This is a genomic window from Streptomyces sp. NPDC056987, from assembly GCF_042673865.1.
GTDB lineage: Bacteria > Actinomycetota > Actinomycetes > Streptomycetales > Streptomycetaceae > Streptomyces.
In genome coordinates, this window is sequence record NZ_JBHURV010000002.1 from 142,104 (window position 1) to 166,585 (window position 24,482).

Annotated in this window: 23 protein-coding genes; 10 read left to right on the forward strand and 13 right to left on the reverse strand. The window is 73.4% G+C overall.

Features of this window, described 5'->3' with window-relative positions; translation table 11 throughout:
• Positions 1–56 precede the first annotated feature (56 nt).
• A complete protein-coding gene (locus ACFTZC_RS03000; RefSeq protein ID WP_382886266.1) occupies positions 57–1,091 on the forward strand; it encodes a helix-turn-helix transcriptional regulator in 1,035 nt (344 codons plus the stop codon).
• 176 nt (positions 1,092–1,267) lie between these two features.
• On the opposite strand, the gene ACFTZC_RS03005 is transcribed toward ACFTZC_RS03000, so the two are convergent.
• Positions 1,268–2,263, reverse strand: a complete 996-nt coding sequence (locus ACFTZC_RS03005; protein WP_382886268.1) for an RNA polymerase sigma factor RpoD/SigA — start codon at positions 2,261–2,263, stop codon at positions 1,268–1,270.
• A gap of 348 nt (positions 2,264–2,611) precedes the next feature.
• Positions 2,612–3,394 carry a dioxygenase gene (locus ACFTZC_RS03010; RefSeq protein WP_382886270.1) on the reverse strand — a complete coding sequence of 261 codons (783 nt, stop codon included), beginning with the start codon at positions 3,392–3,394 and terminating at the stop codon, positions 2,612–2,614.
• 105 nt (positions 3,395–3,499) lie between these two features.
• Between ACFTZC_RS03010 and ACFTZC_RS03015 the strand changes: the two genes are divergently transcribed.
• The gene (locus tag ACFTZC_RS03015; RefSeq protein WP_382886717.1) at positions 3,500–4,063 is read left to right on the forward strand and encodes a MarR family winged helix-turn-helix transcriptional regulator; all 564 of its coding nucleotides are present in this window, start codon (positions 3,500–3,502) and stop codon (positions 4,061–4,063) included.
• A gap of 68 nt (positions 4,064–4,131) precedes the next feature.
• Here ACFTZC_RS03015 and ACFTZC_RS03020 read toward each other — a convergent pair whose 3' ends face one another.
• Together ACFTZC_RS03020 and ACFTZC_RS03025 are read right to left on the reverse strand one after the other, a co-directional pair.
• Positions 4,132–5,721, reverse strand: coding sequence for an MFS transporter (locus tag ACFTZC_RS03020; RefSeq protein ID WP_382886272.1), 1,590 nt, complete (start codon positions 5,719–5,721; stop codon positions 4,132–4,134).
• A 360-nt stretch (positions 5,722–6,081) separates the two neighbouring features.
• Positions 6,082–6,771 (reverse strand): TetR/AcrR family transcriptional regulator, encoded by a 690-nt coding sequence (locus tag ACFTZC_RS03025; protein WP_382886719.1) that lies wholly within the window; start codon positions 6,769–6,771, stop codon positions 6,082–6,084.
• A 291-nt stretch (positions 6,772–7,062) separates the two neighbouring features.
• Between ACFTZC_RS03025 and ACFTZC_RS03030 the strand changes: the two genes are divergently transcribed.
• Positions 7,063–8,334, forward strand: a complete 1,272-nt coding sequence (locus tag ACFTZC_RS03030) for a M6 family metalloprotease domain-containing protein (protein WP_382886273.1) — start codon at positions 7,063–7,065, stop codon at positions 8,332–8,334.
• A 201-nt stretch (positions 8,335–8,535) separates the two neighbouring features.
• A complete protein-coding gene (locus ACFTZC_RS03035) occupies positions 8,536–9,909 on the forward strand; it encodes a diacylglycerol/lipid kinase family protein (RefSeq protein ID WP_382886275.1) in 1,374 nt (457 codons plus the stop codon).
• A 90-nt stretch (positions 9,910–9,999) separates the two neighbouring features.
• On the opposite strand, the gene ACFTZC_RS03040 is transcribed toward ACFTZC_RS03035, so the two are convergent.
• On the reverse strand, positions 10,000–10,929 hold the full coding sequence (locus ACFTZC_RS03040) for a helix-turn-helix domain-containing protein (RefSeq protein ID WP_382886277.1): 930 nt from the start codon (positions 10,927–10,929) through the stop codon (positions 10,000–10,002).
• A 243-nt stretch (positions 10,930–11,172) separates the two neighbouring features.
• Between ACFTZC_RS03040 and ACFTZC_RS03045 the strand changes: the two genes are divergently transcribed.
• Together ACFTZC_RS03045 and ACFTZC_RS03050 are read left to right on the forward strand one after the other, a co-directional pair.
• On the forward strand, positions 11,173–12,150 hold the full coding sequence (locus ACFTZC_RS03045; protein WP_382886280.1) for an aldo/keto reductase: 978 nt from the start codon (positions 11,173–11,175) through the stop codon (positions 12,148–12,150).
• Between the two features lie 104 nt (positions 12,151–12,254).
• Positions 12,255–13,031, forward strand: a complete 777-nt coding sequence (locus ACFTZC_RS03050; protein ID WP_382886282.1) for an NADPH-dependent F420 reductase — start codon at positions 12,255–12,257, stop codon at positions 13,029–13,031.
• Positions 13,032–13,057: 26 nt separating this feature from the next.
• On the opposite strand, the gene ACFTZC_RS03055 is transcribed toward ACFTZC_RS03050, so the two are convergent.
• From ACFTZC_RS03055 to ACFTZC_RS03070, 4 genes are all read right to left on the reverse strand, one after another.
• Complete coding sequence (locus tag ACFTZC_RS03055) at positions 13,058–13,906, reverse strand: SDR family oxidoreductase (RefSeq protein WP_382886284.1); 849 nt, start codon at positions 13,904–13,906, stop codon at positions 13,058–13,060.
• A gap of 50 nt (positions 13,907–13,956) precedes the next feature.
• Entirely contained in the window at positions 13,957–15,147 is a 1,191-nt protein-coding gene (locus tag ACFTZC_RS03060) for an NAD(P)/FAD-dependent oxidoreductase (protein ID WP_382886285.1), read from the reverse strand.
• Positions 15,144–15,341, reverse strand: a complete 198-nt coding sequence (locus ACFTZC_RS03065; protein ID WP_365813916.1) for a ferredoxin — start codon at positions 15,339–15,341, stop codon at positions 15,144–15,146. Before ACFTZC_RS03065 ends, ACFTZC_RS03060 begins: the two co-directional genes overlap by 4 nt.
• A gap of 93 nt (positions 15,342–15,434) precedes the next feature.
• Positions 15,435–16,673, reverse strand: a complete 1,239-nt coding sequence (locus ACFTZC_RS03070) for a cytochrome P450 (protein ID WP_382886287.1) — start codon at positions 16,671–16,673, stop codon at positions 15,435–15,437.
• A gap of 304 nt (positions 16,674–16,977) precedes the next feature.
• Between ACFTZC_RS03070 and ACFTZC_RS03075 the strand changes: the two genes are divergently transcribed.
• The 4 genes from ACFTZC_RS03075 (at position 16,978) to ACFTZC_RS03090 (ending at position 21,096) form a co-directional block, all read left to right on the forward strand.
• Positions 16,978–17,670, forward strand: coding sequence for a hypothetical protein (locus ACFTZC_RS03075; RefSeq protein WP_382886289.1), 693 nt, complete (start codon positions 16,978–16,980; stop codon positions 17,668–17,670).
• A gap of 91 nt (positions 17,671–17,761) precedes the next feature.
• The gene (locus tag ACFTZC_RS03080) at positions 17,762–18,355 is read left to right on the forward strand and encodes a copper resistance protein CopC (RefSeq protein WP_382886291.1); all 594 of its coding nucleotides are present in this window, start codon (positions 17,762–17,764) and stop codon (positions 18,353–18,355) included.
• Positions 18,345–20,399 carry a cytochrome c oxidase assembly protein gene (locus tag ACFTZC_RS03085; RefSeq protein ID WP_382886293.1) on the forward strand — a complete coding sequence of 685 codons (2,055 nt, stop codon included), beginning with the start codon at positions 18,345–18,347 and terminating at the stop codon, positions 20,397–20,399. The genes ACFTZC_RS03080 and ACFTZC_RS03085 overlap by 11 nt, the downstream gene beginning before the upstream one ends.
• A gap of 34 nt (positions 20,400–20,433) precedes the next feature.
• Positions 20,434–21,096 (forward strand): DsbA family protein, encoded by a 663-nt coding sequence (locus ACFTZC_RS03090; protein ID WP_382886294.1) that lies wholly within the window; start codon positions 20,434–20,436, stop codon positions 21,094–21,096.
• 18 nt (positions 21,097–21,114) lie between these two features.
• Here the strand turns inward: ACFTZC_RS03090 and ACFTZC_RS03095 are convergent, their stop codons facing one another.
• The 4 genes from ACFTZC_RS03095 to ACFTZC_RS03110 form a co-directional block, all read right to left on the reverse strand.
• The gene (locus ACFTZC_RS03095) at positions 21,115–21,957 is read right to left on the reverse strand and encodes a DUF1775 domain-containing protein (RefSeq protein ID WP_382886296.1); all 843 of its coding nucleotides are present in this window, start codon (positions 21,955–21,957) and stop codon (positions 21,115–21,117) included.
• Between the two features lie 59 nt (positions 21,958–22,016).
• Entirely contained in the window at positions 22,017–22,847 is an 831-nt protein-coding gene (locus tag ACFTZC_RS03100; protein ID WP_382886298.1) for a hypothetical protein, read from the reverse strand.
• 107 nt (positions 22,848–22,954) lie between these two features.
• Positions 22,955–23,914 carry a M56 family metallopeptidase gene (locus ACFTZC_RS03105; protein ID WP_382886300.1) on the reverse strand — a complete coding sequence of 320 codons (960 nt, stop codon included), beginning with the start codon at positions 23,912–23,914 and terminating at the stop codon, positions 22,955–22,957.
• Positions 23,911–24,279 carry a BlaI/MecI/CopY family transcriptional regulator gene (locus ACFTZC_RS03110; protein WP_365813906.1) on the reverse strand — a complete coding sequence of 123 codons (369 nt, stop codon included), beginning with the start codon at positions 24,277–24,279 and terminating at the stop codon, positions 23,911–23,913. Before ACFTZC_RS03110 ends, ACFTZC_RS03105 begins: the two co-directional genes overlap by 4 nt.
• Positions 24,280–24,482: the final 203 nt, after the last annotated feature.

Below are 24,482 nucleotides of genomic sequence, written 5' to 3' on the forward strand. Positions count from 1 at the left end.
CAAATTAGGGAGCATCCAGGTCGGAACATGTCCTAGATGACGCGCACCATGGACGCATGACCGACACCCCGGCACGGCTCCTGAGGCTGCTCTCCCTCCTCCAGACCCCGCGCGAGTGGCCGGGCAGCGAGCTGGCCGAGCGGCTCGACGTCAGCGCGCGCACCATCCGCCGCGACATCGACCGGCTCCGCACCCTCGGATACCCCGTCGAGGCCACGATGGGGGCGGTTGGCGGCTACCGCCTGGTCGCCGGTGCGGCCATGCCCCCGCTGCTCCTCGACGACGAGGAGGCCGTGGCTATCGCCGTCGGCCTGCGCGCCGGGGCGGGCCACGCCATCGAGGGCGTCGACGAGGCGTCCGTACGCGCCCTGGCCAAGCTGGAGCAGGTGCTGCCGTCCCGGCTCCGGCACCGTGTCTCCACCCTCCAGACGGCGACGATGCCGCTCACCCGCGGGGACGGCACGACCATCGACCCCGACACCCTCACGGTGATGGCCGGCGCCGTCGCCGGCACCGAGCGGCTGCGCTTCGGCTACCGCTCCGGGGACGGCACGGAGACGAAGCGGCAGGTCGAGCCGTACCGGTTGGTCTCGACCGGCAGGCGCTGGTATCTCGTCGCGTACGACCTGGCGCGCGACGACTGGCGTACGTTCCGGGTCGACCGGGTCAGCGCGCCGTTCGCCACCGGTGCCCGGTTCTCCCCCCGCGAGCTGCCGACGGGGGACGCCGCGCAGTTCCTGGTCCGGTCCATGTCACGGATGCAACCCCAGGTGGACGTGGACGTCACCTTCCGGGCGCCCGCCGAGTTCGTGGCGGCCCGGCTGCCGGCGCATCTCGGCGCGCCCGAGTCCACCGGGCCGGACTCCTGCCGGCTGCGTACGACCGTCGGCGACTCCCTGGAGTGGCTGGCGCTGCGCCTGGCTCTGGTGGACTGCGAGTTCACCGCGCACGCCCCGGCCCAGCTCACCGAGTATCTGCGGGAGCTGGGGGCCCGGCTGACCCGGGCCTCCGCATCTTCCCCGGCCTCCGCGGCTTCTCAGGCCTCCCCGGCCTCCCCGGCCTCCGCGGCCTCTCCGCCGTCGACCGTTTAGGGCGGCTGCTCACCAAGGGGACACCTGGCAGCGCCGGTGCCGGGGCAGAAGGGAGCCCCGGCACCTGGGGGGGGTTGGTGCCGGGGCTCGTCTCTGGGGCCGACGCATCGGCCGTCCCGTACCGCTCGGAGAACGAGTGCGGGTAATGGGGACACTACGGCCATGACGCCGCGACGTCACGCCGCCGCGTCGAAGCCGGTGTCCCGCGCCATCTTTTTCAGCTCCAGCAGCGCGTGCTTCTCGATCTGGCGGATCCGCTCGCGGGTCAGGCCGTGCTGCTTGCCGACCTCGGTCAGCGTGCGCTCGCGGCCGTCCTCGATGCCGTACCGCATCTTGATGATCGAGGCGGTGCGCTGGTCGAGCTTGCCGATCAGATCCTCCAGCTCCTCGCTGCGCAGCAGCGTGAGCACGGACTGCTCGGGCGAGACCGCGGAGGTGTCCTCCAGCAGATCACCGAACTGCGTGTCCCCGTCGTCGTCCACCGACATGTTCAGGCTGACCGGGTCACGGGCCCAGTCCAGGACATCGATGACGCGTGCCGGGTTCGAGTCCAGCTCGGCGGCGACCTCCGTGGGCTCCGGGTCGCGGCCGTGTTCCCGGTTGAACTCCCGCTGCACGCGGCGGATCCTGCCGAGCTCCTCCACCAGGTGGACGGGGAGCCGGATCGTGCGCGACTGGTCGGCTATGGAGCGGGTGATGGCCTGGCGGATCCACCAGGTCGCGTACGTCGAGAACTTGAAGCCCTTGGCGTAGTCGAACTTCTCGACCGCGCGGACCAGGCCCGCGTTGCCCTCCTGGATGAGATCCAGCAGCGGCAGACCGCTGCGCGGGTAACGGCGCGCGACAGCCACCACCAGGCGGAGGTTCGAGCGTATGAAGACGTCCTTCGCGCGCTCGCTCTCGGCGACGAGCGCCTCCAGCTCCTCGCGTGAGGCGCCGCCCGCCTCGCTCTCCACCTCTCCGTCGAGGATCTGCCGGGCGTAGACTCCGGCCTCGATGGTCTGGGACAGCTCGACTTCCTTTGCTGCGTCGAGCAGCGGCGTACGCGCGATCTCGTCGAGGTACATGCCGACCAGGTCGCGGTCGGCGATCTCCCCGCCTACGGCGCGAACACTGCTTGCCGCTTTCGCCCCGCCGGAGGCGGAACGACGGGCGACGGCACGGGTTGCCATGCGAGCTCCCTTACTGAACTGAGTAGGTCGCGACACCCTTCCGGGTGCCCTGCATCCGTTGGAAACAACGACTGGAATCCGGACAGAATTCCCATGGCGTGCATGGATTTTGTGATCATGCAGTACCCTGTGCCGTCGACCGGCTGGCCCGGCCCCTCCGATGGACGGAGAAGCGCAGGTCAGGACAGTTACCGAAGATGACGCCGACCGCGCTCACGAGGTTGCGCCACCGGCGGCTTCAGCAGCTCCGCTCACTTCTTGAAGACGAACCGCATGCGGCTTTGGTTGCTCAGCGAGCGATCACCGGGCCGGCACCGCGCAGGCACCCCGCCCGTGCCCGGCCGGCGCTCAGCCGAACTGGAGCGACCTCTTCGCCAGCCCCATCCAGAAGCCGTCGATAACGCTCCTGCCGGTGCCCAGCTCATGCTCCGAGGCCCCGAGCGTCACGAACAGCGGGGCGAAGTGCTCGGTGCGGGGATGGGCCAGGCGGCCGGCCGGGGCCTTGTGCTCGAAGTCGAGCAGGGCGTCGATGTCCTGCGCCTTGAGTGCCCGCGTACCCCAGTCGTCGAACTCCGCGGACCAGCCGGGTACGCCGCCGCCCTGGTGGCGCAGTGCCGCGAGGTTGTGGGTGAAGAAGCCGCTGCCGACGATCAGGACGCCCTCGTCGCGCAGCGGGGCCAGCTTGCGGCCGATGTCCAGCAGCTTGCGCGGGTCGAGCGTCGGCAGGGAGATCTGCAGCACGGGGATGTCCGCCTCGGGGAACATCTCGACCAGCGGTACGTACGCACCGTGGTCCAGCCCGCGGTCCGGCACGTCCTGGACGGGCGTACCGGCGCCGCGCAGCAGCTTCCGTACGGAGTCCGCGAGCGCCGGGGCGCCGGGGGCGTCGTAACGCACCTGGTAGTAGTGCTCGGGGAAGCCCCAGAAGTCGTACACCAGCGGTACGGGTTCCGTGGCGCCCAGCGCGAGCGGGGCCTCCTCCCAGTGCGCCGAGACCATCAGCACGGCCTTGGGGCGGGGCAGCGCCGCCGACCAGGCCGCCAGCTCCCCCGGCCAGACGGGGTCGTCGGCCAGGGGCGGGGCCCCGTGGGAGAGGTAGAGGGCGGGCATCCGCTCCGCGACGGCGTTCATGGCGACTCCCGGGTCATGGGTCACGCGGGCCCAAAATTTGAAAGCTCAAGCATTCACTTCTCAGCAGCTTATCCAGATCTAGTTTAACTTTCAAGAATGAGTACAGTGGAATACATGACCATGGCATCCACCGGCACAGGAGCCGGCCCAGGCGAAGTAACCGGCGAGGCTGAGCACCGGGTGGAGGAGACACGCTGGCTCAGTGACGAGGAGCAGCGCGTCTGGTTGAACTACGTCCATGCGACGACCCTGCTGGAGGACCACCTCGACCGTCAGCTCCAGCGTGACGCGGGGATGCCGCACGTCTACTACGGGCTCCTCGTCAAACTCTCGTCGGCACCGCGCCGCCGGCTGCGGATGACGCAGCTCGCCATGGAGGCCAAGATCACCCGCTCGCGGCTCTCCCACGCGATCGCGCGGCTGGAGGAGAACGGCTGGGTGCGGCGCGAGGAGTGCCCCTCCGACAAGCGGGGGCAGAACGCGTACCTCACGGACCAGGGTTTCGAGATGCTGAAGCGGTCGGCGCCGGGCCATGTCGCCGCCGTACGCCAGGCGATCTTCGACCGGCTCACCCCGGAGCAGGTCGGTCAGCTCGGCGAGATCATGCACGTGATGGCGGAAGGGCTGCAGCCCGAGGGCACGGGCGCGGATCTGCCCTGGCGCCGCTGACTCCTGGGAGTGGCGGCGCCAGGGGAGATCCGTCGTCGTCCGGCCGTTTCGCCTCCGGTGCGCTGTGGTCAGTGCATCGCGACCGGGAGCTGCACCTCGTCCGCCTCCGCGCCCTGCGTACCGCCCGCGCCCGGAGCGCCCGGAGCGGCGCCGGGGCGGCCGGTGTTGATGAGGGTGACCGCGATCGCCGCCGCGACGGTGAGGATGCCGACCGCCCACCAGATGGCGCTGGAGAACCCGGCCACCAGGGCACGCATCTGGAGCAGCTGCGCGTCGCCGCCCGCGGTGGCCGCGTGCGAGGCGAGGTACGAGGTCGTGGCCGAGGCGGCGATCGTGTTCAGCAGGGCCGTCCCGATCGCGCCGCCCACCTGCTGCGAGGTGTTGACCATCGCGGAGGCGACGCCCGCGTCACGCGGTTCGATGCCGAACGTCGCGAGCGACATGGCCGGCATGAACGCCGTGCCCATGCCCAGGCCCAGCAGGAGCTGGCCGGGCAGGATCACACCCGCGTACGAGGAACCGAGGTCGAGCCGCGTCAGCAGCAGCATGCCGACCGCCGCGACCAGGAAGCCGGGGCCCATGAGGTAGCGCGGCGGGACCCGGGTCATCAGCCGGGCGCCGATCTGGGTCGAGCCCGTGATCATGCCCGCGATCATCGGGAGGAAGGCGAAGCCGGTCCTGACCGGTGAGTACCCCTGCACCACCTGGAGGTAGTACGTCAGGAAGAGGAACAGGCCGAACATCGCGATGATGGCCAGGCCCAGCGAGAGGTAGACACCGGCGCGGTTGCGGTTGGTGACGACGCGCAGCGGCAGCAGCGGGGCCTTGACCCTCGACTCGACGACCGTGAAGAGGACGAGCAGAACGGCCGCCGCCACGAAGAGGGTGACGGTGACGGGGTGGCTCCAGCCGTCGGACTCGGCGCGCGTGAAGCCGTACACCAGCGAGACCAGGCCCAGCGTCGAGAGCACGACGCCGGGGATGTCGAGCGCGGAGCGGTTACGGCCCGCCGCGGGCTCGCGGATCACGAAGTACGCGCCGAGCGCGGCCACCACCGCGAACGGGATGTTGACGAAGAACGTCCACCTCCAGTCCAGGTACTCGGTGAGGAACCCGCCGAGGATCAGCCCGACGGCGCCACCGCCACCGGCGATCGCACCGAAGATGCCGAACGCCTTGGCGCGCTCCTTGGCGTCGCTGAAGGTCACCGCGAGCAGTGAGAGCGCGGCGGGCGCGAGGAGCGCGCCGAAGACGCCCTGCAGCGCGCGGGCGCCCAGCAGCATCGCCTCGCCGCTCGCGGCACCGCCGATGGCGGACGCGGCGGCGAAGCCGATCAGGCCGGTGACGAAGGTGCGCTTACGGCCCCACAGGTCGGCGATGCGGCCGCCGAAGAGCAGCAGACCGCCGAAGGCGAGGGCGTAGGCGGTGATGACCCACTGCTTGTTGCCGTCCGATATCCCCAGGTCCTGCTGGGCGGAGGGCAGCGCGATGTTCACGATGGTCGCGTCGAGCACGACCATGAGCTGGGCCAGCGCGATGAAGACGAGCGCCTTCCAGCGCCCTGGATCGGGGGCCGACGAGGCCTCGGGGGCGCCGGGGCTCCCTGGGGCACCTGCGGTACCTGGGGCGGGAAGCCGCTTTTCGGCTGCTTTTGACATGGAGGTATCCACCTAAGGATGCAGAAAGGGCGAAACGTACGTAAGTACAGGCGACGCTGCCGGACTTACGAAGTCATTGCGGGGTGATGACGGCGGCGTGAAGCCGTCGCGGGCAGCGTGTGGCCCGTTGGTGGGCCTGGCTGCCGGTGGTCGCGGACGGGCCTTGGTTCGGCAGCGCGTCGGCTCGTCGGCCGGGCTGCGTACGTGCGCACGTACGTACGCGTCTGCGCGTCCGCGCGTCTGCCAAGGCTGGGCTGGTTCGGGTCGGTCAGGGATTCAGGACGTTCTTCGCTTCGGGCCTGCTCTTGCTTGAGGCCTCGAGGCCTTGAGGCCTGCTCTGGTTCTTGGTTCAAGGGCGCGTCACGGAGCGGCGCGGCGCAGATCCTCCAGGGTCGCGGCCGAGCCGGGCAGTTCGGACCGGGCGGGGGTCTCCAGTCCGTCCAGGAAGAGCTGAAGGTGCCGGTGCACGAACCGGTCCATGGCGAGACAGCGGCTGTCGGGCAGCGGCCGGGTGAGCTGGGACAGCGCGACCATGAGATCGCCGGACTCGACGTCCGGGCGCAGCCGCCCGGCCTGCCGGGCCCGCTCCATCAGCCCTTCGACGGCGCCTTCGAGGCGACGGCGCGCGGCCTCCAGATCGGGACGGTTCCGGTCGAACGCCTCGGAGAGCATCGGGCAGAGCGCACCGATCCGCTCGTCGGCCGCCGCGTGCGTGAAGCGGCGCAGCGCGGTGAACGCGTCGGCCTCCTCGGCCGCGATCCGCTCCGCCTCGTCGGCAACCTTGGCCATGACGGCGAGGACGACCTCGTGCACGAGGGCGTGCCGGTCGGCGAAGTGCCGGTAGAGCGTGGCATTGCCGATGCCGGCGCGGCGGGCGATCTCGTCCAGCGGCGCCTCGGAGCCGTACTCCACGTACACCTCACGGGCCGCCGCCACGATCCGCTCCCGGTTGCGCAGGGCGTCCGCGCGCGGCCGGGGGGCGCGGCGCGCCTCCGGTCCCGCGGCGGCGGAAGGGGCGGCCGCGACCGTACCCGCGGCCGCCGCGCTCATGGCGGTGCCGGACGCGACAGCGGCGGTGGCGGTGGCGGTGGCGGTCACGTGGCGCCCCTTCCCCTTGCGTGGTCGTTCGGTCTGCGTGCCCCGGCCCTCCGGGGACGTAGATACAAACGGGGAACTCGTCCCCGGTTATTTCACCCATCAGTGTGACCTGAGCCACAACCCGGACTTCGTGGGGTCCATACCCGATCGGCGCACCCAGCGAGCGCCGACACGCCCGCCGTCGGAGGGTGATCTGACGGAGGGCAGTCAGGACGGTCGGCTGCCGAGAAGGAAGGCGGCCGCATGCGGCAGAGGCTTCTCATACCCGGACCCGGCACCCGCCGTCTCGGCGCTCTCGCCGGTCTCGCGGCGCTCACCCTCGCCGCCCTGACCAGCGCGAGCGGCACCCTCCCCGTCGCCGGCCACGCGGGGCCCGGCGCGGTCAAGGACATGGGCCGCGGGCCGTGCCGTATCTCCGCCGCCACGGCCGTGGCGATGTCGGAGGGGCTGCCCACACCGCCCGGCTACTCCCGCTCGACCGGCCGGATCCGCGCCCTCAACCTCATGGTCGACTTCTCGGACGCGCCGGGCCCCGGGAAGGCGCTCGACCGGTTCGCCGAGTTCTTCCCGAAGACGTCGGAGTGGTTCAGGACCAGTTCGTACGGGCGCCTCGACTACCGTCCCGAGGCGCCGGTCAAGGACTGGCTGCGGATGCCGCTACCGTTCGCGGAGTACGGGATAGAGCGCGGCGCGCCGTACGAACCCGGCTACCGGCAGTTGGTCGCCGACATCGTGACCGCCGCCGACGGCCGGGTGAACTTCGCCGGGTACGACCTGGTCAACATCCTGGTGACGCCCAATGCCGGCCCTTCGGCACTGGACACCGTCCTGTCCGTCACCTTCTCGGGCAACGCGGACGCCCCGAAGGCGGACGGCGTACCGCTCGCCAACACGTCCTTCGTCTACAGCCGCCAGGACGACGGCTCCGGCTCGTACGGCGACACCGGCTACCGGGTCCTGCCGCACGAGAACGGGCATGTCTTCGGCCTCCCCGACCTCTACACGGTGGACGGCGGCGGCTCGGTCGGGCACTGGGACATCATGTCCGAGGACTGGGGCGCCAACAACGATCTGCTGGGCTGGCACAAGTGGAAGCTGGGCTGGCTCGACGACGAGCAGATCGGCTGCGCGTCGGAACGCGGCAGCACGGACCACCTGCTCGGTCCGCTGGCGACGTCGGGCGGGCCGAAGATGGCCTTCGTGCCGATCTCCGCGGAGTCGGGGTACGCCGTGGAGGTGCGGACGCGGGCCGGGAACGACGAGGCGGTCTGCGAGCCGGGCGTGCTGGTCTACCGCGTGGACGCCGGCGTCGACACGGGGCGCGGTCCGGTCACGATCGCGGACAGCAGGGAGAACAGCGGCGGCTGTACGCGGCGGCCGAACGTCCACGCGGAGCTGTCGGACGCGCCGTACCGCCCGGGGCAGTCCTTCGAGGACCGCGACAACGGGATCCTGATCTCGGTGCTGTCGGAGGAGCCGAACGAGCACTTCAAGGTGCGGGTGACCCGGTCCTGAGGCACCGGCGCAAGCAGGGGCGCACGGCGCGCCCGCAAGCAGGGGCGCACGGCGCGCGGGCGGATGGCCACGGGACGGTCACCGGCCCTACGATGTCGCGCTGTTGGGCGAATGTGATCACGTGAAAGGCCGCAGGGCCTGATCATGTGAAGGGCCGCCGGGCCGATCGGGCACCGGGCCGCGTGATCGGTGGGAGAAGCGGTGGTTGTGGAATTCGGCGAGCGCGCCCATGCCGCGCAGCGCTGGTCGGCGCGGGTCTCACTGACCTCCGCCGGAGTGGCCGTGCTGCTGCCGATCGGGTATGCGGGCGCCGCCAGCGTGCTGCTGGTCGGCGTGATCGTGGGCGGGACGGCCCTCACCGCCGCGGCCGTCTGGTGGGTCCTGACCCGCCGCGGGGTCGCCCGGGCGGGGGCCGCGGCACTGGCCGTGGCGACACCGCTCACCGTCCTCGGGTTCTTCGACGCGGCGAACCTGCTGTGGCTGGTCCTGGTCTCCGCGGCGCTGTGGGCACTGGCCGTCTGGACGGGCCGTACCGCGCTCAGCAGTACGGGCGCCACGCCCGCCCCGGCCATGACGGAGTACGAGACGGCGCCGCCCCGGCGTCCCTTCCTCATCATGAACCCGCGCTCCGGCGGCGGAAAGGTCGGCAGGTTCGGGCTGCGGGAGAAGGCGGAGCGGCTCGGCGCGCGCGTCCTCCTGCTCGACACGGGCCGTCATCAGGACGTGGCCGCCCTCGCCCGTACGGCCGCCGACGACGGGGCCGATCTGCTGGGCGTGGCGGGCGGCGACGGCACGCAGGCCCTGGTGGCGGCCGTGGCGGCGGAGCGGGGGCTGCCGTTCCTGGTGATCTCGTCCGGGACCCGCAACCACTTCGCGATGGACCTGGGGCTCGACCGGGAGGACCCGGCGGCCTGCCTGGACGCGCTGACCGACGGCGTCGAACTCCACGTCGACCTCGGCTTCGCGGGCGGGCACCCCTTCGTCAACAACGCGTCCTTCGGGGCGTACGCGGCGGTCGTGCAGAGCCCCGCCTACCGCGACGACAAGGTACGCACCACCCTTGAGCTGCTGCCCGAGCTGCTGACCCACGAGCGCGGCCCGCTGCTGACGGCCACCGCCACCGCCACGGACGGAACACCGGTCACCGTGACCGGCCCGCAGGCCCTGCTGGTGAGCAACAACCCGTACCGCACGGAGGACCCGGCCGGTCTGGGCTTCCGCGAGCGGCTGGACTCGGGGGCGCTCGGGCTTCTCGGTGTACGGGTCGACAGCGCGGCGGAGGCGGCCGGGCTGCTGCGCGGCCGGCAGTCGGCCGGGCTCACGGTCCTGACGGCCGACGAGGTGACGGTGGACGCCGACCGGGCGGAGATCGAGGTCGGCGTCGACGGGGAGGCGCTGGCCCTGCCCACGCCCGTACGGTGCCGCATCGAGCCCGGCGCCCTGCGCGTACGGGTCCCGAGGAACCGGCCGGGCGTCCCGGCGGTGCAGCCGCCCCTGGACTGGCGGCGGCTGCGCAAGCTCGCGGCGACGGTCGGCCGTACGGCGGTCGCACGACGCGGACGCCCCGCCGGGTGAGCCGGGGCCGGGGGCCGTACGCGCCACGCCGGTGACGTGTGGCTGTGGACGTCCTCCGCCGGCTGAGCCGACGGCCGTACGCCGCCCGCCTCAGCGCTGTGGCGGGCGGCCGGTCCGGGGTGCTTCCGGCTCGTGCGCGGCCAGGTCGAGAAGGACGATCGCGTCGTGCTCGGGGGTGCCGGGCTCGGCGTAGTAGGCGATCAGACGGTGGCCGGGGGTGCCCTCCAGCAGCAGGGACTGGTGGCCGAGGGTGAGGTCGCCGACGTCGGGGTGGTGGAAGGCCGTGCGGCCGTGGCCGCTGACCCGCACATCGCGGCGTTCCCACAGGCGGGCGAACTCCGGGCTCTTGAGGAGGAGTTCACCGGCGATCCGGGCGAGGTCGGGGGCGTCCCGGTCGGTGGCGGCCAGCGCCCGGAGCCGGGCGACGCAGCCGCGCAGCAGGCTGTCCCGGTCGGCGAAGAGGCCGTGGGCCGCGGGGTGGAGGAAGGCGTACCGCGCGAGGTTGCGCCGGGTGGCCGGCCAGTCCCCCAGCCCGGCGAGGAGCCGTAGTCCGGCCGGGTTGTGGGCGAGCAGGTCGCCGGTACGGCTGACCACGTGCGCGGGGCCGGGCCGCAGGTTCTCCAGGAGCAGGCCGACGCCGGGCCGCACCGACCGGCCGGGCGCGGCCGCGGGTTCCGGCACGGTCCTGGCGGCGAGGGCGGCCAGGCCGCGCAGGTGTTCGTGCTCGTCCGTGTCGAGCAGGAGCGCGCGGGCGAGGGCGTCGACGACGGACGGGCCGGGGCGGGTTTCCCTGCCGCGCTCCAGGCGCGTGTAGTGGTCGACGCTGATCCCGGCGAGCGTGGCCAGCTCCTCGCGGCGCAGTCCGGGCGTACGGCGCCGCCCGGGTCCTGCGGTGCCGAGACCGGCCTCGGCGGGGGTCACCCCGGCCCGGCGTGCGCGCAGGAAACGGCCCAGCTCCGTACCGCCCGCGCCCGCGCCGGCGCCCGCCCCGGCGCCTCCGCCGTGCTGCCCACCTGTCATGTCTTTCAGTGTGGTGGCGCCGGTGAGCCGCGCGGCAGACCCGTGAGGGGCCCTGTCGCGCCCCTGAACACCGTTCCCCGGTACGGCACGCTCTGCCGCGCGGCGCGCGTGACGGCGAGGCTGAATAGGTACGCGGGCACGTGTGCCGACATGAGCCACACATGAGCCATGCATCAGCACACATGAGCCACGCATGAGCACGCATGAGCCACGCGTACCCGATCGAGGAACGGAGCGACCATCATGATCCACGTCAAGCTGGGAGACCTGGACGTCTCCCGTATCGGTCTGGGCGCGATGTCGATGTCCTTCGGCTACACCGGAGCGGGCACGGACGACGCCGAGTCGATCCGCACCATCCACCGGGCGCTCGACCTGGGCGTCACCTTCATCGACACCGCCGAGATCTACGGACCGTACGTCAACGAGGAACTCGTCGGACGGGCCCTCAAGGGCCGCCGCGACCAGGTCGTCCTGGCGACGAAGTTCGGCTTCGTCTCGCACGCAGGTTCCGGACCGGGGCATCTCGACAGCAGCCCGGCCAACATCCGCAGGGCCGTCGAGGGCTCCCTGAAGCGGCTCGGCACCGACCGCATCGACCTGTACTACCAGCACCGGGTCGACCCGGACACCCCCATCGAGGAGACCGTCGGCGCCATGGCCGAGCTGGTCGCCGAGGGCAAGGTGCGCCACCTCGGGCTCTCCGAGGCCGGGGCCGCCACCATCGCCCGCGCCCACGCCGTCCACCCGATCAGCGCCCTGCAGTCGGAGTACTCGCTGTGGACCCGCGACCCGGAGGCGGAGGTGCTGCCGCTGCTGCGCGAACTGCGGATCGGCCTCGTGCCCTACTCCCCACTGGGGCACGGCTTCCTCACCGGCCGGATCCGCTCCACCGACGACTTCGACGACACCGACTGGCGGAAGAACAACCCGCGCTTCACCGGCGAGAACTTCCGGCGCAACCTGCGCATCGTCGACGAGGTCGAGGCCGTCGCCGCCGAGGCGGGCGCCACCCCGGCGCAGATCGCCCTCGCCTGGCTGCTCGCCCAGGGCGACGACATCGCCCCCATCCCCGGCACCAAGCGCGTCTCCCGCGTCGAGGAGAACACCGCGGCCGACGGCATCACGCTGACCGCCGAACAGATCCGGAAGCTCGACCACCTCACCCCGGCCTCCGGCGACCACCACGAGGAGGACCAGATGCGGCTGATCGGACGCTGACCCCGATCCGCATGGAGATTGCAGGAGCGATACACAGGATCTACTGTGACACCGAGTTTCACTTTCCTGCCTGTGCTTCATCGTGGAAACGGAGATGCGACATCGTGTCCGAGAACCAGATCCGGCCCCCGCTCCGCACACTCGGGCTCATCGGCACCGGCATGATCGGCGGCGGACTGGCCCGCCTCGCCGTCGCGGCCGGACTGGATGTCGTACTGAGCAATTCGCGCGGCCCCGAGACCCTCACGGAACTCGTCACCGAACTCGGCGGGCACGCCCGGGCGGCCACGCCCGCCGAGGCCGCCCGGGCGGGCGACCTCGTGGTGGCGACCATCCCGCTGCACGCCTACGCGCGGCTCTCCGCGGCGGATCTGGCGGGCAGGATCGTCATCGACACGATGAACTACTACCCGGAGCGCGACGACCGCATCGCCGAGCTGGACGCTGCCGAACTGACCTCCAGCGAGATGGTGCAGCGGCACCTGACCGGCTCGCGCGTGGTCAAGGCGTTCAACAACATCGACTTCCGCCGCCTGGTCACCAGTGCCCGGCCCGCCGGAGCCGCCGACCGCAGCGCCCTGCCCCTCGCCGGTGACGACGCGGACGCGAAGGCGCGGGTGGCGGGGCTGCTGGACCTGATCGGCTACGACGCGGTGGACATCGGCACGCTCGCCGAGAGCTGGCGCAGCGAGCCCGGCACCTCCGGCTACGTACGGCCGTACATGCGAGCGCGGCCCCAGGGGATGGACGAGGAGGCGCAACGGCGCTGGTTCTTCGAGTCCCCTGGGGTCCCGGTCGGCGCCGACCGGGTCAGGGAACTGGCCGCCACGACCGCCCGCGTCGCCCCGGGCGGCACCCGCGCGGCCCTCTCGGAGGACTGAGCGGCCGAGAAGTGACCGGCGGCTCCTCAGCGCCGCATGTGCCAGCGGATCCAGCCGGCCTGCCCGCCGTCGACGAGCAGGTCGGTGCCGGTGATGTAGAGCGACTCCGGCCCGGCCAGGAAGGCCACGGCGTCGGCGATCTCCCCGGGCGTGCCGGTACGGCCCGCGCCGCACGCCTCGACCATGCGGAGCATGTGCCCCTCCGGATCCGAGTCGACCTCCGCCTTCGACATCGCGGTGGAGATGACCCCCGGGCTGACCGTGTTGATCCGGGCGCCGCGCAGGTTCCAGGCGAGCGCCGCGGCCTCCACCCGTACGTGGTTGGCCCGCTTGGCCACGATGTACGCGGCCGTCGCGTCCTCCCCCACGGCGGTGACCGCGCCCAGTGCGAGCAGTTCCTCCGCCGGGGCCGTCGCGAGGGCGGCCTCGTCCTCGCGGCTCAGCGAGGCGTAGTGGCCCGCCATGCTGGAGACGCAGACCAGCGAGGTGCCGCGGACGGCCACCCGCTCGAACGCGTCGATCACATGGACCGTGCCGAGCAGGTCGACATCGAAGATCTTCCGCGCCGACGAGGTGGCGGCGGCGACCCCCGCCGTGTGCACGACGGCGGTCAGCCGGCCCTCGCCCGCGGCCGTCCGCGCCAGTTCCTCGACGGAGGCGCGGTCGGCCACATCGGTCGGCACACCCCGTACGGCGTACCCCTCGGCGCTCAGCGCGTCGACGGCCCGGTCGAGCCGGTCCCGCGAGGCGTCGGCGAGGATCAGCGTCCGCCCGCTGCCGAGCCGCCGCGCGACGGCCGATCCCATGCCGCCCGCCCCGGTGACCACCACCACGTCCCGCGTGTCGTCGTGCGTACGGTCCTGCGTGTCCTGCATGAACGGCCCCTTTCTTCTTGGGTGTCGGGTGTTGAGCTGTGGACGGGCGGTCAGGCGGCCTCGGCCGGCACGGCCGCCCCGTCCGGCACGGTCCCGTCCCAGGAGGCGCCCGCCGCGACGGCCTGGCGCCACCGACGGAGCTCCTTGGGCGGCATCCCGACCGCGAGGGCCCCGGTCACCCGGTCCCCGGTGCGGTACGCGGCCACGAACCGGCGCTCCGCCAGGTCCCCGGCCACGACGGCGACCTCCTCGTGGCCGCGCAGGTGTCCGTACGCCTGGATCTTCATGTCGTACTGGTCCGACCAGAAGTACGGGACCGGCGCGAACGGCTTGCGCGCGTCCGGGCGGAGCAGGTTCCGGGCGGCGGCCATGCCCTGCTCGGCCGCGTGCGTACGGTGCTCGATCCGCATGTCGACTCCGAACAGCGGGTTGTGCCAGCGGGCCACGTCGCCCGCCCCGTAGACACCGGGGGCGGCCTCGCAGTACGCGTCGCACACCAGCCCGTCGCCGATGGTCAGCCCGCTCGCCGCCAGCCAGTCGGTGTTGGGCAGCGACCCGACGGCGACCAGGACCTCGTCCGCCGCGACCAGGCCGCCGTCGGCGAGGAGCACACCGTCCCCGGTGATCTCCCGCACCGCGACACCGGTGCGCAGGTCCACGCCGTGGTCGAGGTGGGCCCCGGACAGGACGCGGCCGACCCGCTCGCCGACCGCGTGGGCCAGCGGCACCGGGGCGGGTTCGAGCAGGGTGACCCGCGCGCCGAGCCCACGGGCCACGGCGGCGGCCTCCGCCCCGAGGAACCCGGCGCCCACCACGGCCAGATGCCGCCCCGGGCCGAGCCGGTCCCGCAGCGCGAGGGCGTCGTCGAGGGTGCGCAGCACGTGCGCGCCCGCGCCGGGCAGCCGCCGGGGCCGTACGCCGGTGGCCACGATCAGCCCGTCGTACCGCAGCCGCGTCCCGTCGGCCAGCCGCACCGTACGGTGCGCCGGATCCAGCCCGGTCGCCGCCAGGCCCAGCCGCAGATCGAGGCCGAGGGCTTCGAGATCGGCGTACGGGCGCAGCGGCAGGCGCTCGGGGCTCCACTCCCCGGCGAGGATCTGCTTGGAGAGCGGCGGCCGGTCGTACGGAGCGTGCGGCTCCGCCCCGACCAGGGTGAGGGCCCCGTCGTACCCCTCCCTGCGCAGGGTCTCGGCCGCCGCGAGCCCGGCGGCCGAGGCACCCACGACCACGATCCGTTTCACCGCTCCACCAGCCGGATGGCGGCGGCCGGGCAGATCGCCACGGCTTCGCGCACGCCGTCGAGGAGCGCGTCGTCAGGGTGCTCCTCCAGCAGGATCGCGACGCCGTCGTCCTCCCGCTGGTCGAAGACCTCGGGGGAGGCCATCACGCACTGGCCCGATGCGACACACTTCGGCTCGTCCAGTTCTACGCGCATGATCGTTCACCTCTGTTTGTTCGTGGGGGTAGGGGGTGTGGGTGGAAGTGGGAATGGGAGTGGGAGCGGCGGTGCCGAGAGGGACGTGGGACGTCACCAGGTGACGGGCAGGCTGTGCACGCCGTACGTCGTCCCGGTGTGGTCGAACTCCAGCTCCGTGATCTCCGCGTCCAGACGCAGCGTCGGGATCCGGCGGTAGAGCGTGCCGTACACGACCTGGAGCTCCAGACGGGCCAGGTTCTGTCCGAGGCACTGGTGCGGCCCGTACCCGAACGCCTGGTGCTGGCGCGCCGGACGGGTCAGGTCCAGGCGCTCGGCCTCGGGGAACGCCTCCGGGTCCCAGTTCGCCGCGTGCAGGTCGAAGATCATCCCGTCGCCCGCCTTGATGACGACACCGCCGATCTCGATGTCCTCCTTGGCGACGCGCCGCACCCCGGTCTGCACGATCGACAGGTAGCGGAGCACCTCGTCGACCGCGTTCGCGATCACCTTCGGGTCGTCGGTGTCGCGCAGCAGGGCGAGCTGGTCGGGGTGTTGCAGCAGCGCCAGGGTGCCCAGGCTGATCATCGTGGCGGTGGTCTCGTGGCCGGCGATCAGCATGGCGACGCCCATGTTGACGGCCTCGACCCGGCTCATCTCACCGGTCTTGACGCGCCCGCCCATCTCCGAGAGCACGTCGCTGCCGGGGGCCGCCATCTTCTCTTCGAGCAGCTTGTCCAGGTACGCCGCCAGCGCGCCGCTGACCTCGCGCGCCTTCGCCGGCGGCACCGTGCTGTCCAGCACCGTGCTGCTGCTGGACTGGAAGAAGTCGTGGTCCTTGTACGGCACCCCGAGCAGCTCGGCGATCACGAGGGACGGCACCGGCAGCGCGAACGTCTTGAGCAGGTCCGCCTCGCTCGGTCCGGCCAGCATCTCGTCGATCAGATCGTCGACGATCTTCTGGATCGGCTCCCGCATCTTCTCGATCCGCTTGATCACGAACGGGCCGTTGACGGTCCGCCGCAGCCGGGTGTGTTCCGGCGCGTCCGTGTTCGTGATCATCCGCGGCGACAGCGGCGCGATCTCGGCCCGGTGCGCGTTCACGTAGGGGAAACCCGGGTCGAGGTCGTCGTCGCTGACGCGGGGGTCGGTGAGCAGGGCCCGCTGGTCGGCGTGGCGGGTGATCAGCCAGGGCGTGCCGCCGTTCCAGATCCGTACCTTCGTGATCGGCTTCTCCGCGCGCAGCTTCTGCGCGGTCGGAGCCGGGGCCAGCGGGCACTGCGCGGCGCGCTCCATCGGGTACTGCGGCAGCGGCTGCGCGCCACCCGCGGGGCAGGTCAGGGTCTCGGTCATGGCAACTCCTCCGTGTCTGTGGGGGGTCGAGATCCGGGAGGGTGAAGAGCTCGACTGGACACCCATGGAAGGGGAGCGGACTGACGGCCCCCGGCCAGTCACCTGACATAACCCTGACGTGACACACCTCACACGCGAGGGGCGTTGCGTGCCCTGTTCCGGGGGAGGTGGGACCGGCCCGGAGCCCCGCGCGGGGCGGTGGGTACGCTGCGAAGCACACCGGCACCGAGCTTCACCGCCGCCCGCCGCTACCGCTGCCCGCTGCTACCGCCGCCCGCTGCTGACGATCGAGAGCCACGCCGCCATGCGTCCCGCCCTTCCGGCCCGCCCCGGTCTCCCGGCCTCCGGGGTGCCGCGGGCTGTCCGGGCGGCCCTGCTCGCGGCCGCCTGCGTGCTGCTGCCGCTGGCCGGGCACCTGCTGGCGCAGGGGCACGCGCCCCAGTGGTGCGTGGACGGGGCCGTCGCCGCGGTCGCCGTGCTCGGCGCGGTCGGCCTCACCCGGAGACGGCTCTCCGATGCCCAGCTGCTGAGCGCGCTGGCCGCCGCGCAGGTGGCCTATCACGCCGCGTACTCCCTGCCCGGGGCGTGCGGGATCGCTCCCGCCCCGGGCGCTCCCGCCCCGGGCGCTCCGGCGCCCTCGGGCGGCGGGCTCTCCGGCGCCGTGGAACACGCGGCCGCCGCCGGGCCCCCGCCCTGGGTCATGCTCACGGGGCACCTCGTGACCGTGGTGATCGCCGCGCGGCTGCTGGGTGTAACCGAGGCGTTGCTGTGGCGCGGCGAGTCCCTGATGGCCACCGCGTGGCAACTGCTGCTGTTCGTCTGGCCGTCGGTGCCCGGAGAGCGCCACGGACCGGCCGTCGGCCACCGTGACACCACCGCCGCGCCGCGGCCCGCGCTGATCATCCGGCGGAACTCGGGGCGCGCGCCGCCCCGTCGGCGGCCTGCCGTTCTCCCCCTTTCCGGGCCGATGCTCCTCGGCGGTCCCGCCCTGCCCTGACGGGCGGGCCGGCCAGGCCGTACGAGCGGGCGACGGCCGTCCCGTCCCGGCGAGCCGTGCCGCCCGCCGGTGGACAGAAAGCTCCTTCCCCATGCCTGTGATGAACCGGCGTGCCGCCCGTACGGTGGCACGCGGCGCCGTGCTGCCCGCGGTGGCCGCCCTGCTCTGGACGGGCGCCACGCCCGCCGCCGCCCACACCGAACTGACCGGCGCCACCCCGGCCGAGGGCTCCTCGGTCGCCTCGCTCCCCGAGCGCGTACGGCTGACCTTCAGCGACCCGATGTCCCGGAAGTACGCCAAGGTCTCGCTCACCGGCCCCCGGGGCGCGGCCCTCGCCGGCGAGCCCGAGGTGGACGGCGAGGATGTCGCGGTCCGTCCGGCGCCCTCGTCCCCTCCCGGCCGCTACCGGATCGGCTACCGCGTGGTCTCCGCCGACGGCCACCCCGTCTCGGGGGTGCTCTCCTTCACCGTGACGGGACCTCCGGCGACTGGGACTCCGGTGGCGGAGACTCCGGTGGCCGAAACTTCTGCGCCGGGGGCTCCGGCGACGGAGGCCGCCGCCCCGGCCGGGGGTTCCTCGGGCCGGGACACGCTGGTCGGTGCCGTCGGCGCGGTGGCCGTCGTCGGGTCCGGCTGGGCCTGGACGCGGCTCGCGCGGCGAAGGCGGGCCCGCCGTGAACACTGATCACGCGCCAGCAGAGGCAGAGGCAGGGGTACGGGTAGGGCGGATACGGATACGGCTGCCCGCGCTGCTCGGCGCCGGTGTCGCCGTGGCGGTGACCGTCGCCACGGCCGCGCTCCGGTTCGGCGGCGGCATCGCGCCGCCGGTAGCCGGGATTCCGGATGCCGGGAGGGTGACCGCGTACGGGCTCCCCGTGGCCAGGACCGTGCTGGACGCGGCGGCCGTCGCCACCGTGGGCATGCTCCTGCTGATCGCGGTGCTGCTGCCCGGCCGTGAGCTCCGGCTCTCCGCCGCCCGGCGCCGATACCTCCCGTGGGCCGCGGTCGCCGCCGCGGTGTGGGCCGTCGCGGCGGCCGTCACGCTGGTGTTCACCTTCTCCGACCTGGCCGCCCTGCCGGTCGCCGAGGCCCTCGCCCCCGGCCCGCTGGCGGACTTCATCGCGACCGACGCACGGGGGCGCGCCTACGCCGCCGTGGTGGTCGCGGGCGCCACGCTCGCCGCGCTCGTCCCCGGGACCGGTACGGCGCGCGGCGCGTGGTGGGCCCTGGTGGCCGCCGTGGGGGCGCTGCTGCCGCCCGCGTTCACCGGTCACTCCTCGGCGGCGCCCGACCACGACACGGCGGTCGCCGCCCTGGCCCTGCACCTGGCCGGCGCCGCGCTGTGGGCCGGCGGCCTGCTCTCCGTCCTCGTGGTGGCGGTACGGCGCGACCCCGCCGCGGCCGTCGCGGCCCGGCGCTTCAGCGTCCTGGCCGGCTGGGCCCTGCTGACGGTGGGCGCGAGCGGGCTGCTCGGCGCGGCGGTACGGCTGCCCTCCCCCGGCGCTCTCCTCACCGACCCGTACGGGGTGCTGGTCCTGGCCAAGGCGGTCGCCCTCGCCGCGCTCGGCTGGTGCGGGTGGCTGCACCGACGCCGCACCCTCGGCCGGCTCGACGCGGGCGGCGCCGGCCCCTTCGTCCGGCTGGCCGCCGGTGAACTCCTGCTGATGGCCGCCGCGACGGGCCTCGCCGTGGGGCTCTCCCGTACCCCCGCGCCCGGCGGCGGCAGCGGGGACGCACCGTACTCCGCCGTGCGGGAACTGCTCGGGTACGGCATGCCCGCGCCGCTCGGCGGCTTCCCGTGGACCCCGCTCTTCACCGCCTGGCGGTTCGACGTCGTGTTCGCGTTCGGGTGCGCGGCCCTGGCGCTGGCCTACCTGGCGGGCGTACAGCGGCTGCGCCGGCGCGGCGACGCCTGGCCGGCCGGGCGGACGGTCTCCTGGCTGCTGGGGCTCGCGGTGACCGTCTTCACGACCATGGGCGGGCTGGCCACGTACGGCAAAGTTCTGTTCAGCGTGCATATGGGTCAGCACATGGTCCTGGCGATGACCGTGCCGATCCTGCTCGTGCTCGGCGCCCCGGTCACCCTGGCGCTGCGCGCCCTGCCCGCGGCGGGGAGGGGCGAGCGGCGCGGAGTGCGGGAGGTGCTGCTCTCCCTGCTGCACAGCCGCTGTCTGCGCGTCGTCTCCCATCCCGCCGTGGCGGGCGTGCTCTTCATCGGCAGCGCCTTCGCCGTCTACTACACGCCGCTGTTCGCCGTCCTGATGCGCAGCCACCTCGGGCATCTCGCGATGCAGGCGCATTTCCTCGCCACCGGGCTGCTCTTCTTCTGGGTGATCATCGGCATCGATCCGGGGCCGCGCAGGCCCCCGTACCTGGCGAAGCTGTTCGTGCTGATGCTGGCGATGCCGTTCCACTCCTGGTTCAGCATCTCGCTGATGAGCTCGGCCGACCTCGTCGGCGCGGAGTGGTGGACGGCGCTCGGCCGCACCTGGGGCCCGTCGTTGGCGGACGACCAGTACAACGCCGGGGCCATCGCCTGGGCGACCGGGGACATCCCCGTCCTCATCACCACGATCATCCTCGCCGTGCAGTGGGTGCGCTCCGACGCCCGCGAGGCGCGGCGCGTCGACCGGACCATCGACCGCGGGGACGGCAAGGACCCGCTGACCGAGTACAACGCCTACCTCGCCGCGCTCCACGCACGGGACGCGCGGCGGCCCCCGTCATGACGCCCACCCCTGTTACGAGTGTTACGAGGTTCCCGTGAAGAAGCATGTCTACATCGCCCTGGTCATCGTGGCCGCCTTCGCCGCCGCCCTGGGCTCGTTCCTCGCCTTCCGCCCCGACGACCCCACCCGGACCGGCGCGGTCGACGCCCGGCCCGCCGCGCAGGCCCAGTCGGTCCGCGCGGACAGCCACCGGCTCACCCGGCCCGAGCGCAGCGAGCTGACCGTGGTGGAGTTCCTCGACTTCGAGTGCGAGGGGTGCGGAGCCGCGTACCCCGTCGTGGAGAGGCTCCGGGAGGAGTACGGCGACCGGGTCACCTTCGTCGCCCGCTACTTCCCGATGCCGGGCCACCGCAACGGCGAGCTGGCCGCGCGTACCGCCGAAGCAGCGGCCCGGCAGGGGAAGTTCGAGCCGATGTACCGCAAACTCTTCGCCACGCAGGCCGCGTGGGGCGAGGCGCAGGACTCCAAGGAGGAGACCTTCCGCGGTTACGCCGGTGAACTCGGCCTGGACATGGCCAAGTTCGACGCGGCGCTCGACTCCCCCGAGACCGCCGCCCGGGTCCGGGCCGACCAGCAGGACGGCCTGGGCCTGGGCGTGCAGGGCACCCCCACCTTCTTCGTCGGTGGGATCAAGGTGGCCACGCCGGGCTCCTACGAAGCCTTCAGGGAGCTGATCGAAGCCCGGCTGGCCGGGTAAACCGACTTCTTACTCCGTTTACTCCGTTCCGGGCCGGCCGCGCCGCTTGAGCCAGAGCAGGGCCCCGATGCCGAGGACCACGACCGCGGCGACGAGGCCGACGAGGAGTCCGGTCAGGTTGGCGGCGTTGTCGCCGTCATCGGCGGCGGCCTCGGCCCCTTCGGTCCCGTTCCCGTCCGCGGCCGCGGCCCCGTCATCGGCCCCGTCCTCCGCCGGGGTGGCGGTGGGGGAGGGAGCGGAGGCCGTCACGCTGGGGCTGGGGCTGGCGCTGGGGCCGGCGCCCTGGTCGATCGGGGTGGCCCCCTCGGCGGCGGGCTTCAGTTCGAGGATCGGGGCGATGTTGTCGGGCTTCTCCTCGCCTGCCCGGGGCAGCTCGATCCACCGCGAGACCTCGCCGTCGCCGTAGGTCTCGATCGTCTTGAACGCCAGCGTCTTCGCATCGGGCAACTGCTTGACGGTGACGCTGTGTTCGGCGTCGGTGCCCGTGGCCAGGGCCGTACCGGCCAGGTCGTAACCGTCCTCGGTACGGGTGAACTTCCAGCCCTTCGGGGCGCTCTTGAGGCTCACCGCGTCGACGGGGATGCCCTCGGGCAGCACCACCCGGAGCTTGGCGATGCCCGCCTCCGCGGACTCCGCCTCGGAGGTGAACTCCAGCGTGACGTCCCGGGCGAGGGCGCGCGGGTCGGACGCGGTCACCTCGGCATGGGCCGCGGCGGTGGTGGCGGTGGCCAGCACCACGGCGGACGCGGCGAGGAGGACGGCACCCGCTCCGGACAGCCCGGAGCGCCGCACACGGGACGGCGCGGGGGGCGGGGACGGCAGATGGGAGGGCAAGCGGGAAGGCAGGCGGAAAGCGGTCATGGCTGGTCTCGTCTCTTGCTCTGCGGCGGGCACCCGGTCCACGGGTCCCGCCGGTCGGATCACTGGGCGGTCGTCGCACACACCAGTGGTCCGGGAGGCCCTCTGCGGACGAGGACATGGGCGAGCAGGGCGTCCGCCGGGGTCCCCGGCGCCGTGTCGAAGCGCGCGGGAGAGCGACGGGGCCCGGCCCGCGACAGGGCCGGGCGGCACCGGCCACGCCGCAGACAGCGGGCCAGCGCCGCGCGGAGCGCGCCCGCCAGCCGGCCGAGTACGGCGGGGAGTGCGGGGAGTTCCGGGAGCGCCGACAGCCGGGCGTCCGTGGCGTACAGCAGCACGGCCACCGCGACGGCCGCCAGCACATGCGCGAGGAGCATCGTCCCGTCCCCGACGGACAGGCCGTGGCCGCTCGCGGCGGCGGCCGGATGCCCCAGCCCGTGGCGCATGCCCGCCAGCTGCCCGGCCGCCTCCGACGCCCCGGCGGGCCCGGCGGCTCCACCCGTCACGGCGGCCGTACGCGCGGCGGCGGCCAGGATCTCGTGCGCGACCAGCTGGGCCGCGAACGTCGCCGCCAGCACGCCCGGCAGCGAGCGGCGCGGCCCCGCCCACGGCAGAGCAAGGGCGAACACCGCCGCGGCGGCGCCCAACAGCCCGCCCCAGGAGAGCGGTTCGCCGGAGGCGACATGGTGCCCCACCACCGCGAGCCCGGTACCGGCCACCGTGAAGACACCGGCCCGCACCAGCCGCGTCCCCGCCCCGGGGCGCGTCGGCCGCGTCCCGGCCCCGGGGCGCGCCGCGGCCGGGCGTCGGCGGCCCGGCGGGGCGGCCGCGGCGTACCCGTACGCCCGCTCGTACCCGTACGTCTGCCCGTACGGGTGCTCGTGCTTCTCCACGCGGTGACCACGTCTTCCGCTCGTCGTGTGCCGCGAGGCCCGGTCCCAGCGGGTACGGACGCGGGGCCCCGGCCGTTCACCGGAGGGCGGCCCCGAACCGCCGGCGGTCAGAGAGTCGGCCCGCAGGTGAGCAGGAGCGGGAAGACCGGCGCCGCGACCGACGCCGCCACGATGGCGAGCCAGGCCGCGCGGTGCGGCCTCGGCTGCGGGGCGAGGACCCGGCGTACCCGGATCAGCGTGCCGGGACCACCCGCGCCCAGCGCGGGCCGCGGCGCCCGGCCCGCCGCGACCTCGCACATCGCGGCGGCCAGCGTCTCCCGCGGGTGGCGGCGCAGCGCACGGTCGTCCGCGATCATCTCCAGCAGCAGCGCGGTCTGTTCCCCGGCCCGCCGGGCGAGCGGCAGACCGGGAAAGGCCCGGGCGAACGCGTCGGCCACCATGTGGAGGAGGTGGTGGCGGCCCGCGAGATGGGCCTGCTCGTGGGCGAGGACCGCGCGGAGCTGCGCGTCCGAGAGGACCTCCAGCGCGCCGCGCGTGACGACCACGCGCGGGCGGCGTCCTGGCAGGCAGTAGACGGCCGGTACGTCGTGGTCCACGACGGTGGCGCCGTACTCGGGAGCCGGGCTGCCGACGAGGGCCAGCAGATCGAGCCGCCGCTGCCGGGCCCGGCGCGAGCGCCACACCGTGCGCAGCAGCCAGCCCAGCGGAAGCAGCACGACCGCCGCCGGGACCAGCAGCGTCACGGCGTCCGCGGCCGGGGCCTCCGTGCCGCCGGCGGGTCCTGCCTCCGGGCCGCGCGGGGCACCGGAGGGAGCCGCGGCCGGGACGTCCGCCGCCACGCCGCAGATGCTGAGCAGTCCGACGAGGCCCTGGTGCACATGCTCCTCGGTCAGCACGAGGTGGTACGCGGCCAGCGCGACGGAGACCACGAAGGTCACCATCAGCCCCTGCCAGGCCAGCACGGCGACGGCCGGGGCGCGGTGCGCCCAGCGCGCCCTCGCCAGACCGTACGGCGCCACGGCGCCCACCAGAACCGCGTATCCGGTCAGCGCCACGGCCGCGATCATGTCCCGCTCCGCCGCTTCGCCGTGCGCAGGGCCGCCCGCAGCGCGTCGGCCTCCTCCGGGGTGATCTGCTCCACGAAGCTGACGAGGGCGCCGGCCGGATCCGGGTTGCCGCCGAGGGCGTCCTGCATCAGGGCCGCCGTGTACTGCTGGCGCGTGCCGGTGGGTTCGTACACCCAGGCCCGGCCCTCCTTCTCGCGCCGGAGCATGCCCTTGCGGTAGAGGATGTCGGCCACGGTCTTGACCGTGCTGTAGGCGAGGGGCCGCTTCTTGTTGAGGTCGGTCAGCACGTCGCGCGCGGTCGCCGGCCGGCCCCAGGCCCACAGGCGGTGCATGATCTCCGCCTCCAGCTCGCCCAGTTGTCGCACGGCCGCTCCCCTTGTCCCTCGTCCCCTCGCTCCCCGGCGTTCATCGTAGTCTCCGGGGCCGGACCGGCGTTCATGGCGCGTGACGCCAATCCGCTTAGCAGCACAGCCGGTTCCCGGCCACCGTCGCCGTCCGAATTCGTACGGAATCGAGCCGAGCATGGGCGTCAACGGCGGCCACTCCACTCCCCCTTGGAACAGTAGAG

Coding starts and splice junctions, on each gene's coding strand:
- ACFTZC_RS03095 (WP_382886296.1), bottom strand. CDS start 21,957: ATGACCGCTTTCCGCCTGCCTTCCCGCTTGCCCTCCCATCTGCCGTCC.
- ACFTZC_RS03020 (WP_382886272.1), bottom strand. CDS start 5,721: ATGTCAAAAGCAGCCGAAAAGCGGCTTCCCGCCCCAGGTACCGCAGGT.
- ACFTZC_RS03000 (WP_382886266.1), top strand. CDS start 57: ATGACCGACACCCCGGCACGGCTCCTGAGGCTGCTCTCCCTCCTCCAG.
- ACFTZC_RS03065 (WP_365813916.1), bottom strand. CDS start 15,341: ATGCGCGTAGAACTGGACGAGCCGAAGTGTGTCGCATCGGGCCAGTGC.
- ACFTZC_RS03005 (WP_382886268.1), bottom strand. CDS start 2,263: ATGGCAACCCGTGCCGTCGCCCGTCGTTCCGCCTCCGGCGGGGCGAAA.
- ACFTZC_RS03080 (WP_382886291.1), top strand. CDS start 17,762: ATGCCTGTGATGAACCGGCGTGCCGCCCGTACGGTGGCACGCGGCGCC.
- ACFTZC_RS03105 (WP_382886300.1), bottom strand. CDS start 23,914: ATGATCGCGGCCGTGGCGCTGACCGGATACGCGGTTCTGGTGGGCGCC.
- ACFTZC_RS03055 (WP_382886284.1), bottom strand. CDS start 13,906: ATGCAGGACACGCAGGACCGTACGCACGACGACACGCGGGACGTGGTG.
- ACFTZC_RS03040 (WP_382886277.1), bottom strand. CDS start 10,929: ATGACAGGTGGGCAGCACGGCGGAGGCGCCGGGGCGGGCGCCGGCGCG.
- ACFTZC_RS03045 (WP_382886280.1), top strand. CDS start 11,173: ATGATCCACGTCAAGCTGGGAGACCTGGACGTCTCCCGTATCGGTCTG.
- ACFTZC_RS03070 (WP_382886287.1), bottom strand. CDS start 16,673: ATGACCGAGACCCTGACCTGCCCCGCGGGTGGCGCGCAGCCGCTGCCG.
- ACFTZC_RS03075 (WP_382886289.1), top strand. CDS start 16,978: ATGCGTCCCGCCCTTCCGGCCCGCCCCGGTCTCCCGGCCTCCGGGGTG.
- ACFTZC_RS03025 (WP_382886719.1), bottom strand. CDS start 6,771: ATGAGCGCGGCGGCCGCGGGTACGGTCGCGGCCGCCCCTTCCGCCGCC.
- ACFTZC_RS03010 (WP_382886270.1), bottom strand. CDS start 3,394: ATGAACGCCGTCGCGGAGCGGATGCCCGCCCTCTACCTCTCCCACGGG.
- ACFTZC_RS03030 (WP_382886273.1), top strand. CDS start 7,063: ATGCGGCAGAGGCTTCTCATACCCGGACCCGGCACCCGCCGTCTCGGC.